General features: G+C 70.2%; 14 protein-coding genes and 3 tRNA genes. All 17 read right to left on the bottom strand.

Annotated features, from left to right (window positions below; translation table 11 throughout):
• Positions 1–430: 430 nt before the first annotated feature.
• A complete protein-coding gene (locus V6U77_RS18095) occupies positions 431–802 on the bottom strand; it encodes a hypothetical protein (RefSeq protein WP_334607510.1) in 372 nt (123 codons plus the stop codon).
• Positions 803–911: 109 nt separating this feature from the next.
• Positions 912–4,799 carry a DNA-directed RNA polymerase subunit beta' gene (locus V6U77_RS18090; protein ID WP_334607509.1) on the bottom strand — a complete coding sequence of 1,296 codons (3,888 nt, stop codon included), beginning with the start codon at positions 4,797–4,799 and terminating at the stop codon, positions 912–914.
• 80 nt (positions 4,800–4,879) lie between these two features.
• Complete coding sequence (rpoB, locus tag V6U77_RS18085) at positions 4,880–8,311, bottom strand: DNA-directed RNA polymerase subunit beta (protein ID WP_334607508.1); 3,432 nt, start codon at positions 8,309–8,311, stop codon at positions 4,880–4,882.
• Between the two features lie 560 nt (positions 8,312–8,871).
• Positions 8,872–9,255 (bottom strand): 50S ribosomal protein L7/L12, encoded by a 384-nt coding sequence (gene rplL / locus V6U77_RS18080; RefSeq protein WP_132230897.1) that lies wholly within the window; start codon positions 9,253–9,255, stop codon positions 8,872–8,874.
• 54 nt (positions 9,256–9,309) lie between these two features.
• On the bottom strand, positions 9,310–9,855 hold the full coding sequence (rplJ, locus tag V6U77_RS18075; RefSeq protein WP_088998343.1) for a 50S ribosomal protein L10: 546 nt from the start codon (positions 9,853–9,855) through the stop codon (positions 9,310–9,312).
• Positions 9,856–10,247: 392 nt separating this feature from the next.
• Positions 10,248–10,937 (bottom strand): hypothetical protein, encoded by a 690-nt coding sequence (locus V6U77_RS18070; RefSeq protein ID WP_334607507.1) that lies wholly within the window; start codon positions 10,935–10,937, stop codon positions 10,248–10,250.
• On the bottom strand, positions 10,934–11,770 hold the full coding sequence (locus V6U77_RS18065) for an ABC transporter ATP-binding protein (protein WP_334607506.1): 837 nt from the start codon (positions 11,768–11,770) through the stop codon (positions 10,934–10,936). Before V6U77_RS18065 ends, V6U77_RS18070 begins: the two co-directional genes overlap by 4 nt.
• A 76-nt stretch (positions 11,771–11,846) precedes the next feature.
• Entirely contained in the window at positions 11,847–12,563 is a 717-nt protein-coding gene (rplA, locus tag V6U77_RS18060; RefSeq protein ID WP_334607505.1) for a 50S ribosomal protein L1, read from the bottom strand.
• A gap of 83 nt (positions 12,564–12,646) precedes the next feature.
• On the bottom strand, positions 12,647–13,078 hold the full coding sequence (gene rplK, locus V6U77_RS18055; RefSeq protein ID WP_334607504.1) for a 50S ribosomal protein L11: 432 nt from the start codon (positions 13,076–13,078) through the stop codon (positions 12,647–12,649).
• A 183-nt stretch (positions 13,079–13,261) separates the two neighbouring features.
• The gene (gene nusG / locus V6U77_RS18050) at positions 13,262–13,984 is read right to left on the bottom strand and encodes a transcription termination/antitermination protein NusG (protein ID WP_334607503.1); all 723 of its coding nucleotides are present in this window, start codon (positions 13,982–13,984) and stop codon (positions 13,262–13,264) included.
• Positions 13,985–14,022: 38 nt separating this feature from the next.
• Entirely contained in the window at positions 14,023–14,415 is a 393-nt protein-coding gene (gene secE, locus V6U77_RS18045) for a preprotein translocase subunit SecE (protein ID WP_121399899.1), read from the bottom strand.
• A 213-nt stretch (positions 14,416–14,628) separates the two neighbouring features.
• Positions 14,629–14,701 (bottom strand) — tRNA-Trp (locus V6U77_RS18040).
• 128 nt (positions 14,702–14,829) lie between these two features.
• The gene (locus V6U77_RS18035; RefSeq protein ID WP_334607502.1) at positions 14,830–15,222 is read right to left on the bottom strand and encodes a MaoC family dehydratase; all 393 of its coding nucleotides are present in this window, start codon (positions 15,220–15,222) and stop codon (positions 14,830–14,832) included.
• A gap of 1 nt (position 15,223) precedes the next feature.
• Positions 15,224–15,670 carry a MaoC family dehydratase N-terminal domain-containing protein gene (locus V6U77_RS18030; RefSeq protein WP_334607501.1) on the bottom strand — a complete coding sequence of 149 codons (447 nt, stop codon included), beginning with the start codon at positions 15,668–15,670 and terminating at the stop codon, positions 15,224–15,226.
• Positions 15,671–15,798: 128 nt separating this feature from the next.
• On the bottom strand, positions 15,799–15,966 hold the full coding sequence (rpmG, locus tag V6U77_RS18025) for a 50S ribosomal protein L33 (protein ID WP_013288652.1): 168 nt from the start codon (positions 15,964–15,966) through the stop codon (positions 15,799–15,801).
• A gap of 132 nt (positions 15,967–16,098) precedes the next feature.
• Positions 16,099–16,171 (bottom strand) — tRNA-Met (locus tag V6U77_RS18020).
• A gap of 25 nt (positions 16,172–16,196) precedes the next feature.
• Positions 16,197–16,269, bottom strand: a tRNA-Thr gene (locus V6U77_RS18015).
• Positions 16,270–16,341: the final 72 nt, after the last annotated feature.

The raw sequence follows: 16,341 nt of genomic DNA, 5'->3' as shown, positions 1-16,341 counted from the left end.
CGGCCTCGCGCGGCGGCGGGGGCGGCGGGGCCTGGCCCCAGGCCGGGGCCGGCGACGGGTCCCCGCCCCCGGGCGACGCGCCCCAGGGCGGCAGCGACGACGGGCCCGGTCCCGCGCCCCAGGGCGCCGCCGACGACGGGCCCGGGTCCCCTCCCGTGGGCGGAGCACCCCAGGGCGACTCCGGCGGCGGGTAGCCCGGTGCGCCGGACGCGCCGCCGGCGTCGGGCCGCGCCCACCGCCCGCCGGAGGGGGCGTCGGGATTCGCGGCGGGGGGCGCCACGGGATCGCCGCCGGGATGGCGCGCCGGTTCCGTCACGGGTCCTCCTGTCGACGTCTCGGCGTCCACCGTCGCGCGACGGACACCCGGGCCAGGCTACCGCCGCCGGTCCGGCGGCCCGCGCCCGGCGCGAACCGCTCCCCCGGCGGTCGGTCAGTCCATGTTCGGTGCGAAGTCCTGCCCGTAGGGCGTGTCGGCGAGCCGGACCACCCCGAGGACCACCGCGGCCACCACGCTGACGGCGGCCAGCACCAGGCCCGCCCAGGCCAGCCGTTCCCCCCGGCGCAGCCAGGCCGCACCGGTCAGGAAGCCCTCCGAGGCGTACGCCTCCCGACGCGCCTGGCGGGCGAGCTGGAGCGCCACCGTGGCCGGCACCACGCCGCCGACGAACAGGCCGGTCAGCGCGCCGATCAGGCCGAGTGCGAAGACCGCCCGGGCCTTGGTGGCCCGGGTCGGGTCCGGATCGAGTGGATGGCGGGGCGGCCGCGGCTGGGCGACGGGCGCCTGCCCGGGTGCGGTCGTCATGCCCCCATCATGCCCCGGTCCGCTGCGCCGCGGCGCCCGCACGGGCCACCCCGGGCCCGGACACGGCGAGGCCCCCGGCGCGTGCCGGGGGCCTCGTCGATCGTGCTGCCTAGCGGTACGACCCGAAGTCGAAGTCGTCCAGCGGAACCGCCTGGCCGCTGGCCGGCCCGAAGCCGTAGTCGGTCTCCGGGTAGCCGGTCATCGAGTAGACCTTGGCCTTCGCCTCCTCGGTCGGCTCGACCCGGACGTTGCGGTACTTGCTGATGCCCGTACCGGCCGGGATGAGCTTACCGATGATCACGTTCTCCTTGAGGCCGACGAGCGAGTCGCTGCGCGAGTTGATCGCCGCGTCGGTCAGCACCCGGGTGGTCTCCTGGAAGGAGGCCGCCGAGAGCCAGGAGTCGGTGGCCAGCGAGGCCTTGGTGATACCCATCAGCACCGGACGGCCGGCGGCGGGCTCGCCGCCCTCGGAGACCAGCCGGCGGTTCTCCGACTCGAACAGCGCCCGGTCGACCAGCACGCCCGGCAGGAACTCGGTCGAGCCGGAGTCGATGACCGTCACCCGCTTGAGCATCTGGCGGATGATGATCTCGATGTGCTTGTCGTGGATGAGCACACCCTGCGAGCGGTAGACCTCCTGGACCTCACTGGTCAGGTGGACCTGGACCGCCCGCGGCCCCATGATCCGCAGAAGCTCGTGCGGGTCGATGGTGCCCTCGGTCAGCTTCTCGCCGACCGCGACGTGACCGCCGTCGTGGGTCCGCAGCCGGACCCGCTTGGAGATCTTGTCGTAGACGATCTCGTCGCTGCCGTCGTCCGGCACCACGATGATCTTCCGGGAACGCTCGCCGTCCTCGATCCGGATCCGGCCCGGGGTGTCGGCGATGGGCGCCTTGCCCTTCGGGACCCGGGCCTCGAAGATCTCCTGGACACGGGGCAGACCCTGGGTGATGTCCTCACCCGCGACACCACCGGTGTGGAAGGTACGCATCGTCAGCTGCGTACCCGGCTCACCGATCGACTGGGCGGCGATGATGCCGACCGCCTCGCCGACGTCCACGGTCTTGCCGGTCGGCAGCGAGCGGCCGTAGCACGCACCGCAGACGCCCAGCTTCGACTCGCAGGTGAGCACGCTGCGCACCCGGACCGTCTCCGTCCCGGCGGCGACGATCCTGTCGACCAGGATCGAGTTGATGTCCTGACCCCGCTCGGCGACGACGACGCCGTCCGGCCCCTTGATGTCGTCGGCCAGCGTCCGCGCGTGCACGCTGGTCTCGGCGTGCTCGTGCACGACCAGCTTGCCGTCGATCCGCTCGCCGATCTGCATCGGGATGGCGCGGTCGGTGCCGCAGTCCTCCTCGCGGATGATGACGTCCTGCGAGACGTCCACCAGACGACGGGTCAGGTAACCCGAGTCGGCGGTACGCAGGGCGGTGTCCGCGAGACCCTTGCGGGCACCGTGCGTGGAGATGAAGTACTCCAGCACGGACAGACCCTCCCGGTAGCTGGCCTTGATCGGCCGCGGGATGATCTCGCCCTTCGGGTTGGCCACCAGACCACGGATCGCCGCGATCTGCCGGAGCTGGAGGAGGTTACCGCGGGCACCCGAGTTGATCATCTTCCACAGCGGGTTCTCCTGCGGCAGGGCGGTGTCCATCTCCTTGGCGACCTCGTTGGTCGCCTTGGTCCAGATCTGGATGAGCTCGCCGCGACGCTCCTCCGGGGTCATCAGACCGCGCTGGTACTGCTTGTCGATCTGGTCGGCTTCCTTCTCGTACCGCTCCAGGATCTCCCGCTTGCGCGGCGGGGCGATGACGTCCTCCATGCCGATCGTCACGCCGGACCAGGTGGCCCAGTGGAAACCGGCCTCCTTGAGCCCGTCCAGGGTGGCGGCCAGCGCCACCTTGGGGAAGCGCTCGGCGAGGTCGTTGACGATCGCGGAGAGCTGACCCTTGCGGATCTCGTAGTTCACGAAGCGGTAGCCCTGCGGCAGCGTCTCGTTGAACAGCACCCGGCCCAGGGTCGTCTCGACGGTCAGCGGCTCGCCCTCGACCCAGCCCTCCGGGGCGGTCCACGCCTCGGCGCCGGCGCCGTTGTCGACCCCGACCACGCCACGCAGGCGGATCTTCACCGGGGCCTGCAGGTGCAGCTCGCCGTTGTCGTACGCCATCCGGGCCTCGGCGTCCGAGCTGAACGCCCGGCCCTCGCCCTTCTCACCGGCGGTGAGGTGGGTGAGGTGGTAGAGACCGATGACCATGTCCTGGGTGGGCATGGTGACGGGCTTGCCGTCGGCCGGCTTGAGGATGTTGTTCGACGACAGCATCAGGATCCGCGCCTCGGCCTGGGCCTCGGCGGACAGCGGCACGTGCACCGCCATCTGGTCACCGTCGAAGTCGGCGTTGAACGCGGTGCAGACCAGCGGGTGGATCTGGATGGCCTTGCCCTCGACGAGCTGCGGCTCGAAGGCCTGGATGCCCAGGCGGTGCAGGGTCGGCGCCCGGTTCAGCAGGACCGGGTGCTCGCCGATGACCTCTTCGAGCACGTCCCACACGACCGGGCGCTGCCGCTCGACCATCCGCTTGGCGGACTTGATGTTCTGCGCGTGGTTGAGGTCGACCAGCCGCTTCATCACGAACGGCTTGAACAGCTCCAGCGCCATCTGCTTGGGCAGGCCGCACTGGTGCAGCTTGAGCTTCGGGCCGACGACGATGACCGAACGGCCGGAGTAGTCGACGCGCTTGCCGAGCAGGTTCTGCCGGAACCGGCCCTGCTTGCCCTTGAGCATGTCGGACAGCGACTTCAGCGGGCGGTTGCCCGGCCCGGTGACCGGCCGGCCGCGGCGGCCGTTGTCGAACAGCGCGTCGACGGCCTCCTGGAGCATCCGCTTCTCGTTGTTGACGATGATCTCGGGCGCGCCGAGGTCGATCAGCCGCTTGAGGCGGTTGTTCCGGTTGATCACGCGGCGGTACAGGTCGTTCAGGTCGGAGGTCGCGAAGCGGCCACCGTCGAGCTGCACCATCGGGCGCAGGTCCGGCGGGATGACCGGCACGCAGTCGAGCACCATGCCGAGCGGCGAGTTGCGGGTGTTCAGGAACGCCGCGACGACCTTGAGCCGCTTGAGCGCCCGGATCTTGCGCTGCCCCTTGCCGGAACGGATGGTCTCGCGCAGGTTCTCGGCCTCGGCGTCGAGGTCCATGTTCTGGACCAGCGCCTTGATGGCCTCGGCGCCCATGCCGCCGGTGAAGTACTCGCCGAAGCGGTCGCGCAGCTCACGGTAGAGCAGTTCGTCGGTGACGAGCTGCTTCGGCTCCAGCTTGCGGAAGGTGTCCAGCACCTCGTCCAGGCGGTCGATCTCGCGCTGGGCCCGGTCGCGGATCTGGCGCATCTCGCGCTCTCCGCCCTCCTTGACCTTGCGCCGGACGTCCGCCTTGGCACCCTCGGCCTCCAGCTCGGCCAGGTCGGCCTCGAGCTTGGTGGCCCGCTTCTCGATCTCCGAGTCGCGGCTGTTCTCCGCCTGCCGCTTCTCGGCCAGGATCTCGTTCTCGATCGTCGAGAGGTCACGGTGACGCGACTCGGCGTCCACGCTGGTCACGACGTACGAGGCGAAGTAGATGATCTTTTCGAGGTCCTTGGGGGCGAGGTCCAGCAGGTAACCCAGCCGGCTCGGCACGCCCTTGAAGTACCAGATGTGGGTCACCGGAGCGGCGAGCTCGATGTGCCCCATCCGCTCACGACGGACCTTCGACCGGGTCACCTCGACGCCGCAGCGCTCGCAGATGATGCCCTTGAACCGGACCCGCTTGTACTTACCGCAGTAGCACTCCCAGTCCCGCTGCGGACCGAAGATCTTCTCGCAGAAGAGCCCGTCCTTTTCCGGCTTCAGGGTGCGGTAGTTGATCGTCTCAGGCTTCTTGACCTCACCGTGCGACCACTGACGGATGTCGTCAGCGGTGGCGAGGCCGATGCGCAGCTCGTCGAAGAAGTTGACGTCGAGCACTATGTCCCCTATGTCGTCGTCTGTACTGCTAGCTAGTGGGTGGGGTCGGGAGCCGGCGAGCCGGCCCCCGACCGCTCACCTCAGACCTCTTCGACCGAGCTCGGCTCGCGCCGGGACAGGTCGATGCCCAGCTCCTCCGCGGCGCGGAACACCTCGTCGTCGGTCTCGCGCATCTCCAGGGCCACGCCGTCGCTGGACAGCACCTCGACGTTGAGGCACAGCGACTGCAGCTCCTTGAGCAGCACCTTGAACGACTCCGGGATGCCCGGCTCCGGGATGTTCTCGCCCTTGACGATGGCCTCGTAGACCTTGACGCGGCCGAGGACGTCGTCGGACTTGATGGTCAACAGCTCCTGCAGGGCGTACGCGGCGCCGTACGCCTGCATCGCCCAGCACTCCATCTCGCCGAAGCGCTGGCCACCGAACTGCGCCTTACCACCCAGCGGCTGCTGCGTGATCATCGAGTACGGACCGGTCGACCGGGCGTGGATCTTGTCGTCGACCAGGTGGTTGAGCTTCAGGATGTAGATGTAGCCGACCGCGATCGGGTCCGGCAGCGGCTCGCCGGAGCGACCGTCGAACAGCTGCGCCTTGCCGCTGGCACCGATCAGCTGCTTGCCGTCCCGGTTCGGCAGGGTCGACGACAGCAGGCCGGAGATCTCCTCCTCGCGGGCACCGTCGAAGACCGGCGTGGCCACGTTGGTGTCCGGCTCCGACTCGTGCGCCTCGATGGAGCGCAGCTGGCGCTTCCACTCGGCGTCGTCGCCGTCGACGCTCCACCCCGTCTTCGCCACCCAGCCGAGGTGCGTCTCCAGCACCTGGCCGATGTTCATCCGGGACGGCACACCCAGCGGGTTGAGCACGATGTCGACCGGGGTGCCGTCCTCCAGGAACGGCATGTCCTCGATCGGCAGGATCTTGGAGATGACGCCCTTGTTGCCGTGCCGGCCGGCGAGCTTGTCACCGTCCTGGATCTTCCGCTTCTGGGCGACGTAGACCCGGACCAGCTCGTTGACGCCCGGCGGCAGCTCGTCGCCGTCCTCGCGGGAGAAGGTACGCACGCCGATGACCGTGCCGGTCTCGCCGTGCGGCACCTTCAGCGAGGTGTCGCGGACCTCGCGCGCCTTCTCACCGAAGATCGCGCGGAGCAGCCGCTCCTCCGGGGTCAGCTCGGTCTCGCCCTTGGGCGTGACCTTGCCGACCAGGATGTCGCCGGGGACGACCTCGGCGCCGATCCGGATGATGCCGCGCTCGTCGAGGTCGGCGAGCATCTCCTCGCTGACGTTCGGGATGTCGCGGGTGATCTCCTCCGGGCCGAGCTTGGTGTCCCGGGCGTCGACCTCGTGCTCCTCGATGTGGATCGAGGTGAGCACGTCCTGCTGCACGAGGCGCTGCGACAGGATGATCGCGTCCTCGTAGTTGTGGCCCTCCCAGCACATGAACGCCACCAGCAGGTTGCGTCCGAGCGCCATCTCGCCCTCGTCGGTGCACGGGCCGTCGGCGATGACCTGGCCGGCCTCGACGCGGTCGCCCTCGAAGACGACCGGCTTCTGGTTGACGCAGGAGCCGGCGTTGGAGCGGCGGAACTTGTGCAGCAGGTACGTGCGGCGGTGGCCGTCGTCCTGGTGGATGGTGATGTAGTCGGCGCAGAGGTCCTCGATGACGCCGCCGACCTCGGCGACGACCACGTCACCGGCGTCGACCGCGGCACGGTATTCCATGCCGGTGCCGACGAGCGGGGACTCGGCCTTGACCAGCGGCACCGCCTGGCGCTGCATGTTCGCGCCCATCAGTGCCCGGTTGGCGTCGTCGTGCTCGAGGAACGGGATCATCGCGGTCGCGACCGAGGTCATCTGCCGCGGCGAGACGTCCATGTAGTCGACGGCGCTCGGCACCACGTCCTCGGTCTCGCCGCCCTTACGGCGGCACAGGACCCGGTCCTCGGCGAACGTGCCGTCGGCCTTCAGCGGCGCGTTGGCCTGCGCCTTGACGAACCGGTCCTCCTCGTCCGCGGTCAGGTAGTCGATCTGGTCGGTGACCCGACCGTCGACGACCTTCCGGTACGGCGTCTCGATGAAGCCGAACGGGTTGACCCGGGCGAAGGTGGACAGCGCGCCGATCAGGCCGATGTTCGGGCCTTCCGGCGTCTCGATCGGGCACATCCGGCCGTAGTGGGACGGGTGCACGTCGCGGACCTCGAAGCCGGCCCGCTCCCGGGACAGACCACCCGGGCCGAGCGCGCTCAGCCGGCGCCGGTGGGTCAGGCCCGCCAGCGGGTTGGTCTGGTCCATGAACTGGGACAGCTGCGACGTGCCGAAGAACTCCTTGATCGCCGCCACCACCGGGCGGATGTTGATCAGGGTCTGCGGCGTGATCGCCTCGACGTCCTGGGTGGTCATCCGCTCGCGGACGACGCGCTCCATCCGGGACAGACCGACCCGGACCTGGTTCTGGATCAGCTCGCCGACCGTGCGCAGGCGCCGGTTGCCGAAGTGGTCGATGTCGTCGGCCTCGTAGCCGTCCTCACCGGCGTGCAGCCGGCAGAGGTACTCCACGGTGGCGACGATGTCGTCCTCGGTCAGGGTGCCGGTGGTGATCGGCACCTCCAGCTCGAGCTTCTTGTTGAACTTGTAACGACCGACCTTGGCGACGTCGTACCGCTTCGGGTTGAAGAAGAGGTTGTCGAGCAGGGTCTGGGCGTTCTCGCGGGTCGGCGGCTCGCCAGGGCGGAGCTTCCGGTAGATGTCGAGCAACGCCTCGTCCGCGCCGGCGATGTGGTCCTTCTCGAGCGTGGTCATCATCAGCTCGGACCAGCCGAACCGCTCGCGGATGCGCTCGGCGGACCAACCGACGGCCTTGAGCAGGACGGTGACGGCCTGCCGGCGCTTGCGGTCGATGCGGACGCCGACCGTGTCGCGCTTGTCGATGTCGAACTCCAGCCAGGCGCCCCGGCTGGGAATGACCTTGACGCTGGTGAGGTCGCGGTCGGAGGTCTTGTCCGGCTGCTTGTCGAAGTAGACGCCCGGGGACCGGACGAGCTGGCTGACCACGACGCGCTCGGTGCCGTTGATGATGAAGGTGCCCTTCGGCGTCATCATCGGGAAGTCACCCATGAACACCGTCTGGCTCTTGATCTCGCCGGTGGTGTTGTTGGTGAACTCCGCGGTCACGAAGAGCGGGGCGCAGTAGGTCAGGTCCTTCTCCTTGCACTCCTCGATCGAGGCCTTGACCTCGTCGAAGCGCGGAGCCGAGAAGGAGAGCGACATGGTGCCGGAGAAGTCCTCAATGGGACTGATCTCGTCGAGGATCTCCGCGAGACCCGAGCGTGCGTGCGGGTCGTCCGCCGACCGGCCCTGCCAAGCCTCGTTGCCGACGAGCCAGTCGAAGGACTCGTTCTGGATGGCGAGGAGGTTGGGGACCTCGAGGTGTTCGGTGATCCTGCCGAATGAAACTCGGCGGGGAGCGAATGCGCTCGACGTACGACTGGTCTTCGCAGGGCGGGAAGCTGCCAAGATGCGTCCTTCCGAGGACCGGTGCTGCAGAACGGCTGGTACGCGTGCACTCCAATGACCCCACCAGAAATATCCGTAAACGGACATTTCCGAGCAGGGGTCAAGTCGGAAGGCAGCGCAAACTAGCAGTGTAGCCGAGAGGCTAACCGCTGTCCAGCCCACCCCGCAGGTCGTCGCGGAACGTGCCTCGGTGCCCCTGATCCGGGGTCTCACCGGGCCGCTCGGAACGCGACGTTCCTGCCGGGCCGCTCGGGTGCCGCAGCCGATGGTGTCGCCGCTGCCATTACCCAAGTGGTGGCCGTTGCAAGCGCGGAAGGTCTTGCTGTGTCAGCGTGCCTGTCAGCCCGGGGCCGCGTCAAGGCCCGGGATCCGGGTCGCCGCGTCTTTCCCACCGACGGGCTACCGCTGCGGACCGTTTCGGAGCGTCGACGCCCTGCTCACCGCGCTGCCGCCGGGCACCACGACGGCGGGCGGCGATCCAGTGTCGGATCACCGCCCGCCGTGACGCGGTGCGCCCGGGCTCATCCGAGCCGGACGCGCGCGCCTGGTGGTACGTCAGGTCACTTGAGGGTGACCTTGGCGCCCTCGCCCTCGAGCTTGGTCTTCGCCTTCTCGGCGGTCTCCTTGTTGGCCTTCTCCAGGACGGCCTTCGGAGCAGCCTCGACCAGGTCCTTGGCCTCCTTGAGGCCCAGGCCGGTCAGCTCGCGCACGACCTTGATGACCTGGATCTTCTTGCCACCGTCGGCCTCGAGGATGACGTCGAACTCGTCCTTCTCCTCCTCGACCGGGGCGGCGGCGGCCGGGCCGGCCGGGCCGGCGACGGCGACCGGAGCCGCGGCGGTGACCTCGAAGGTCTCCTCGAACTGCTTCACGAACTCGGAGAGCTCGATCAGCGTCATCTCCTTGAACGCGTCGAGCAGCTCGTCGGTGCTGAGCTTCGCCATGTCTGGCGTCCTTTCCTGAATCTGTTAGGTAAGAACTGGGTGCGCCGCGGGGCCTCAGGCCGCCTCGGCGCCCTCCTTCTCGCGCTTGTCCTGCAGGGCGGCCGCCAGACGGGCGGTCTTCGACAGCGGGGCCTGGAACAGGGCCGCGGCCTTGCTCAGGTTGCCCTTCATCGCGCCGGCCAGCTTGGCCAGCAGCACCTCACGGGACTCCAGGTCGGCGAGCTTCGTGACCTCGGCCGCGGTGATGGCCCTGCCCTCGAAGACACCGCCCTTGATGACGAGCTTCGGGTTGGCCTTCGCGAAGTCGCGAAGCCCCTTCGCCGCCTCGACGACGTCGCCCGAAACGAAAGTCAGCGCGGTAGGACCGGTGAACATCTCGTCGAGGCCGGAAATGCCAGCGTCGGTCGCGGCACGCTTCGCGAGCGTGTTCTTCGCGACCGTGTAGCTGGTCTCCTGACCCAACGAGCGCCGCAGCTGGGTGAGCTGGGAAACCGTCAGACCGCGGTACTCGGTCAGCACCGTGGCACCCGCGTTGCGGAAGCTCTCGGTCAGCTCAGCGACGGCCGTGGCCTTGTCGGCCCGGATCGGCTTGTCCGCCATGTCCCTCCTCTCTCGTTACTCGAGGCCGGTCACCGTCGTCGGCCGGAGCTTTCGACGGGGGCGGAGGTGCCGCGACAACGAGAAAGGCCCCGGCGCAGGGCGCACGGGGCGAGGGCCGGCACACGGACACGGTCGGCGGACCATGCTCAGCACCGAAATTCGCTTACCGCCCTGCGCGGGTCGCCCGTGGTCGCGGGACCTTCGACCGTGCCGGGGCACGGTGACCAGCGGTCTCTGGGTGGAACTTCGCGGCCCAGGTTACGCGAGGAGGACCGCGAGCACCAAATCGCCCCGGGTGTGCCGCGTCACTACGCCGGCGGTCGGCCGGATCCGGGCGCCGCCCGGCGTCCCTCCGCCAGGCCGGGCGGCGGTCAGGGCCGATGGTGCCGGCGTCAGGGCCGGTGGCGCCGACGCCACAGGTACGCGGCTCCGGCTGCCGCGCTCCAGGCCGCGGCCCAGGCGGTGAGCAGGGCCACCGTCGGCGCGGCCAGATCGTCGGCGGCAGCCCGTGCCGTCGCCATGACCGGCGGCGCCAGCCAGGGCGCCACCGAGCCGCTCAGGCCGAGCACGATCGCGCCGACCCCGCCGAGGGCGAGCACCGCGACGCCGTAGCCGGCGCTGCCCGTCGAGGCGCGGCTGGCCAGCGCCCCGAGCGCCACCGTCGCGGGTACGGCCAGCAGATGCGCCCACAGGCCCACGGCGACGCCCACCGGCACCGACCGGTCGCCCGGCCCCACCGGAGCGGCGACCCCGCCGACCAGCCACGGGAAGACCAGCGCCACGGCCACCGTGGCGAGCCCGGCCACGCCGGCCGCCAGCAGGCCCGCGAGTCGCTCCCGGCGCGCCCCGACGAGCGCCTGGGCCAGCCGGCGCTGCACGTCCGGCTCGACGTCCAGCAGCACCTTGGTCTGCCAGGCGAGCACCGGGAAGAGCACCACCGCCGAGACGCCGTACGCCTCCCCCGGCTGCGCCCGGCCGCCGCCGTAGAGGACGCCGAGGGCCACCAGGCCGGCCAGGAGCGGGGCCAGCGCCCGTCCCGTACGCAGGAAGCCCGCCAGCCGCAGGCGCAGCAGCGCGGTCACCGCGGCCCCCCGGTGGTCCCGCCGGTGCCCTCCGGCACCCCGACGACGGGCGCCGCGCCGGTGTCCACGGCCCCCGTTGGCGGCCCGGCGGGGGCGGCCTCGCCGGGCCGGCGTACGCGAAGGATCCGGTGGCCCTCGGCGCGCAGCCGGGCGACGGTGCCGTCGACCCGCGCCGCCGCGACCGCGACCTCGACCACCGCGTGCGGCGCGTCCGGCGACGGCGCGGTCTCGGTGACCGTGCCGTCCGCCAGCGTCCACCGGCGGGCGCCGGGCAACCGGGCGACCTCGCCGCGATGGTCGCTGACCAGCACCGACCCGCCCGCCGCCGCCACCTCGTCGATGATCGCGGGCACCAGGTCCCGGGTCGCGGCGTCGAGGCCCTCCCACGGCTCGTCGAGCACCAGCAGGCCGGGCGGGCGCAGCATCGCCTGGGCCAGGCCCACCTTCTGGGCGGTGCCCTTGGACAGCTCCGGCAGCCGGACCCGGCGGAACGGGGACAGTCCCAGCCGGGAGGTCCAGTGCGCGACGGCGTGGCCGGCCGCCGCCGGGTCGAGGCCGGCGATCCGGCCCATGGCGGTCAGGTAGTGCTCGACGGTGAAGCGCTGGTCGGCCGGGAAGCGCTCCGGCACCCACCCGACGTGCCGGGGTCGACCGGTGACCCGCCCCCGGCTCGGCCGCAGCACCCCGGCCGCCACCTGGAGCAGCGTCGACTTGCCGACGCCGTTGCGGCCGAGCACGACCACGACCTCACCGGGGCCGACCCGCACCCCGACCTCCCGCAGCACCCACGGGCCCCGCCGCCGGTAGCGCAACCAGACGTTCTCCAGGCGCACCGGCCGAGCATGCCACAACCGACACGGAACGGGGCGCCGCCACGATGTGGCGACGCCCCGTCACGGGTGCGGGTGCTCAGGCCTCGGCCGAGGCCTCCTGCAGGTTCTTCACCACGTTGGGGTCGACCGGGACGCCCGGGCCCATGGTGGTGGTGAGGGTGACCTTCTTGAGGTACTTGCCCTTCGCGGCGGACGGCTTGGCCCGCAGGACCTCGTCGAGGACCGCCGCGTAGTTGTCGATCAGCTGGGACTCGGAGAACGAGGCCTTGCCGATGATCAGGTGCAGGTTGGAGTGCTTGTCCACCCGGAAGGTGATCTTACCGCCCTTGATGTCCGAGACGGCCTTGGTGACGTCCATGGTCACGGTGCCGGTCTTCGGGTTCGGCATGAGACCGCGCGGGCCCAGGATCCGCGCGATCCGGCCGATCTTGGCCATCTGGTCCGGCGTGGCGATCGCCGCGTCGAAGTCGAGCCAACCACCCTGGATCCGGGCGACCAGCTCGTCGGTGCCCACCTCGTCCGCACCGGCGGCGACGGCCTCCTCGGCCTTCGCGCCGGCGGCGAAGACGATCACGCGGGCGGTCTTACCGGTGCCGTGTGGCAGGTTGACCACGCCGCGGACCATCTGGTCCGCCTTGCGGGGGTCGACGCCGAGGCGCATGGCGACCTCGACCGTGGCGTCGAACTTGGCGGTGGTGGTGTCCTTGGCCAGCCTCACGGCCTCGGCGGGGGTGTAGAGCTTCGACCGGTCGATGACCTCGGCGGCCTTGCGGTAGCTCTTGCTGCGCTGCATTTTCTTCGTACTCCTGTGGTCTATGGCGGGCCGCGGGATCCGCGCGCCCTCCCACGAACTGATCGGGTGAGTGCTGACCAGCGTCAGTCGTTGACGGTGATGCCCATCGACCGGGCGGTGCCGGCGATGATCTTCGCAGCCTGGTCGATGTCGTTGGCGTTGAGGTCGACCATCTTCTTCTCGGCGATCTCACGCACCTGGGCCTGCGACACCGAGCCGACCTTGTCCTTCTGCGGGACGCCCGAGCCCTTCTCCACCCCGGCGGCCTTGAGCAGCAGCCGGGCGGCGGGCGGGGTCTTCAGGACGAAGGTGAAGCTGCGGTCCTCGTAGACGCTGATCTCGGCGGGGACGATGTCGCCCCGCTGGGACTCGGTCTGCGCGTTGTAGGACTTGCAGAACTCCATGATGTTCACGCCGTGCTGGCCGAGCGCCGGGCCGACGGGCGGCGCCGGCGTGGCCTGGCCCGCCTTCAGCTGAAGCGTGAACGTCTTGACGAGCTTCTTCTTCGGAGGCATGTCTCTTCCTGGGGCTTGAAACTGGGAAAGGTGCCGGTCGCAGGCGCGCACGGTCAGCGCGATGCGACAGCGACGACGTTCTAGAGTAGCGCAGCGTCCCGCCGCCACCTGCGCCGAGGTCGGGCGGAGGGCGGAACGGATACGCCGGCGGCGGGCCGCTGCCCACCGCCGGCGATCCCGACGTCAGATCTTGGCGACCTGGTTGAAGTTCAGCTCCACCGGCGTCTCGCGGCCGAAGATCGACACCAGCACCTTGAGCTTCTGCTGGTCGGCGTTGATCTCACTGATCGTCGCCGGCAGCGAGGCGAAGGCGCCGTCGGTGACGGTGACCGAGTCGCCGACCTCGAAGTCGAGGACCTTGATCTCGGGCTTGGCCTTCTTCTGCTCGGTCTCGACCGCCGGCGCCAGCCACTTCAGCACCTCGTCGAGGGAGAGCGGGGCCGGGCGGTCCGCCCGGTCCGTCGCGCCCACGAACCCGGTGACGCCCGGCGTGTTGCGCACGCAGGAGTAGGACTCGGCGGTCAGCTCCATCCGGACCAGGATGTAGCCCGGGAAGACCTTGGCCTGGATCTGCGACCGCTTCCCGTTCTTGACCTCCACCTCTTCCCGGGTCGGCACCTCGACCTGGTAGATGTAGTCCTCCATGTCGAGGCTCGTGATCCGGGTCTCGAGGTTGGTCTTGACCTTGTTCTCGTAGCCGGCGTACGAGTGCACCACGTACCAGTCGCCCGGCGCGTAGCGCAGCTTCTGCCGCAGCTCGGCGACCGGGTCGTAGTCCTCTTCCGGGGCGGGCTCGGTGGTGGGGAACTCCGGCTCGCTGGCGGCCTCGACCGACTCGTCATCAGCCGCCGTCGCCACCGTGGACTGGTCGCCCGTGGTCTCGGCGGTCTCGTCGTACTCAGGCACGCTCGCTCACTTCCGTCACTATCGGCTCAGTCGGCCGGTCAGCTGGGGTTGCCGAAGACCCACAGCACGCCCTTCGCGAAGGCGAAGTCAAGGCCGGCCACGATCGTCAGCATCACCGCGACGAAGGCGACCACCACGGCCGTGTAGGTCAGCAGCTCCTTGCGGGTCGGCCAGATGACCTTACGCAGTTCCGCCACGACCTCGCGGATGAATCGGGCGATGCGACCGAACAGACCCACACGGTCGGTTTCCGCCTTGGTCTTCGGACGGCTGTCCGCCGAATCCGCCTTCGCCCGCGAGCGCGTCGCGGTGCCGCCGCGGGAAACCGGCTCCTCGGCGTCGGTGGCGTCGTCGTCGGCCACGTCGTCAACGACCTCGTCGTGCAGACGGTCGTCGCCGGCGTCCTCGCCGCGCCGCTTCTTGTCGGCCACTTCGCCCTCCGTCGCGGGATGTCGGGTCGCACGCTGTCGGGCGTGCGCGGCGCTTGGTCACGCCGGCCGGACCAACCGTCCCGCGACGGGCCGCGGCCGGCGGATCAGCCAGGGGGGCCCGAATGCCTCGGAGCCACCCCGCCGATGCCACCACCACGGGCCGGACGCCGCCGTACGGCGGCGCGACCCACGGGAACGGTCAGGCCTGAGGCGCAGGGGTGACAGGACTTGAACCTGCAGCCTGCGGTTTTGGAGACCGCTGCTCTGCCAATTGAGCTACACCCCTGTGCGGCAATGCTCGCCCCGCCCGGTCATGCACGACCGTTCAGGGGTTACTTGCCCCACGGCGGACCAGTGTACGGGTAGCGGCACCACTTTCCCAACCGGTCTGCCCCTCGCGCGTCGGGAGCCTGGTCAGCGGGCCGTCCGGACGGTGGCCCGGGCCTGCGACAGCACCTTCTCCCCCCGGCAGACGGCGGTGACGTCGAGCTTGGTCAGGCCGTCCTCGGTGACCTCCCGGACCACCGCCGAGACCTCGATCTCGGTGCCCTCGTCGTCGTCCGGGACGACCACCGGCCGGGAGAAGCGGACGTTGTAGTCGACGATCGCGTCGGGCGCTCCGGCCCACTCCGCCACCGCACGGCCGACCAGCGCCATGGTGAACATCCCGTGGGCGATCACGCCCGGCAGGCCCACCTTCGTGGCGGTCCGGTCGTTCCAGTGGATCGGGTTGAAGTCCCCCGAGGCGCCGGCGTAGCGGACCAGGTCCGCGCGCGTCACCCGGAACGTCCTGGCTGGCAGTTCCATCTCAGCCCTCCCCACGTACGACGAGCTTCGACCAGACGGTCACCACCGGCTCGCCGGCCGGGGTGGTGACCTCGGTGCGGGTGGTCAGGAAGCCGTGCCCGCCACGGCTGCTGACGTCGTCGATGACGCTGACGCAGACCAGCTCGTCCCCCGCCACCACGGGACGGGCGTAGGCGAAGCGCTGGTCGCCGTGCACGACGCGGCTGTAGTCGACGCCGAGGTCCGGGTCGTCGATGATCTGCTGGTTGGCCGCCATGGTGAGCACGATCGGGAAGGTCGGCGGGGCGACCACGTCCGGGTGGCCGAGCGCACGGGCGGCCTCCGGATCGTGATGCGCCGGGTCGGCGGCGCCGATCGCCGTGGCGAACTCGCGGATCTTTTCTCGGCCCACCTGGTAGGGGGCGGTCGGCGGATACGTCCGGCCGACGAAGGACGGGTCCAGGGACATGCCGCCGAAACTACACGCAAACAGCGATCGCCGATCCGTGCGGTCGGGGCGGCCGGAGCCGCGCCGTCCCTAACGGACCGGCGATCGGGTGATGCCAGAGGACCAAGGCCGGCGGTGCCGGCCGTGGGTCAGCGGGTCTCGCGGTGGACCGTGTGCTTGCCGTCCCGCGGGCAGAACTTCTTCAGTTCGATGCGGTCGGGGTCGTTACGACGGTTCTTGCGCGTGATGTAGTTGCGCTCCTTGCACTCCACACACGCCAGAGTGATCTTCGGCCGGACATCGGTCGCCTTCGCCACGGCGGAGTGCCTTCCTCGCTACGGGTAACAACTACGGCGCATCAGCCTACGCACTGATGCCGCGGACATGCAAAGTGGGCGCCTGTGGCGCCCATCCCACCGACCGCCGGGAGCTGGCCCGGTGGACGAGAGTAGCGGTGGCCGGACTTGAACCGGCGACACAGCGATTATGAGCCGCTTGCTCTGCCATCTGAGCTACACCGCCGTGGCGGGTCCAGCCGGACCCTCTGAGCCCCCTTACGGAATCGAACCGTAGACCTTCTCCTTACCATGGAGACGCTCTGCCGACTGAGCTAAGGGGGCCTGCGCGATCTCCCCGGGGGGTGACGCGCAGGGGATACATTACACGGCCCTGCGGCACAGATGAAATCGGAT

Origin of the sequence: Micromonospora sp. CPCC 205546, from assembly GCF_036902715.1 — a bacterium.
Lineage (GTDB): Bacteria > Actinomycetota > Actinomycetes > Mycobacteriales > Micromonosporaceae > Micromonospora.
This window is presented reverse-complemented; position numbering and strand designations above follow the sequence as displayed.

Coding starts and splice junctions, on each gene's coding strand:
- V6U77_RS18095 (WP_334607510.1), bottom strand. CDS start 802: ATGACGACCGCACCCGGGCAGGCGCCCGTCGCCCAGCCGCGGCCGCCC.
- rplA (WP_334607505.1), bottom strand. CDS start 12,563: ATGCAGCGCAGCAAGAGCTACCGCAAGGCCGCCGAGGTCATCGACCGG.
- V6U77_RS18030 (WP_334607501.1), bottom strand. CDS start 15,670: ATGTCCCTGGACCCGTCCTTCGTCGGCCGGACGTATCCGCCGACCGCC.
- rplL (WP_132230897.1), bottom strand. CDS start 9,255: ATGGCGAAGCTCAGCACCGACGAGCTGCTCGACGCGTTCAAGGAGATG.
- rplK (WP_334607504.1), bottom strand. CDS start 13,078: ATGCCTCCGAAGAAGAAGCTCGTCAAGACGTTCACGCTTCAGCTGAAG.
- rplJ (WP_088998343.1), bottom strand. CDS start 9,855: ATGGCGGACAAGCCGATCCGGGCCGACAAGGCCACGGCCGTCGCTGAG.
- V6U77_RS18035 (WP_334607502.1), bottom strand. CDS start 15,222: ATGGAACTGCCAGCCAGGACGTTCCGGGTGACGCGCGCGGACCTGGTC.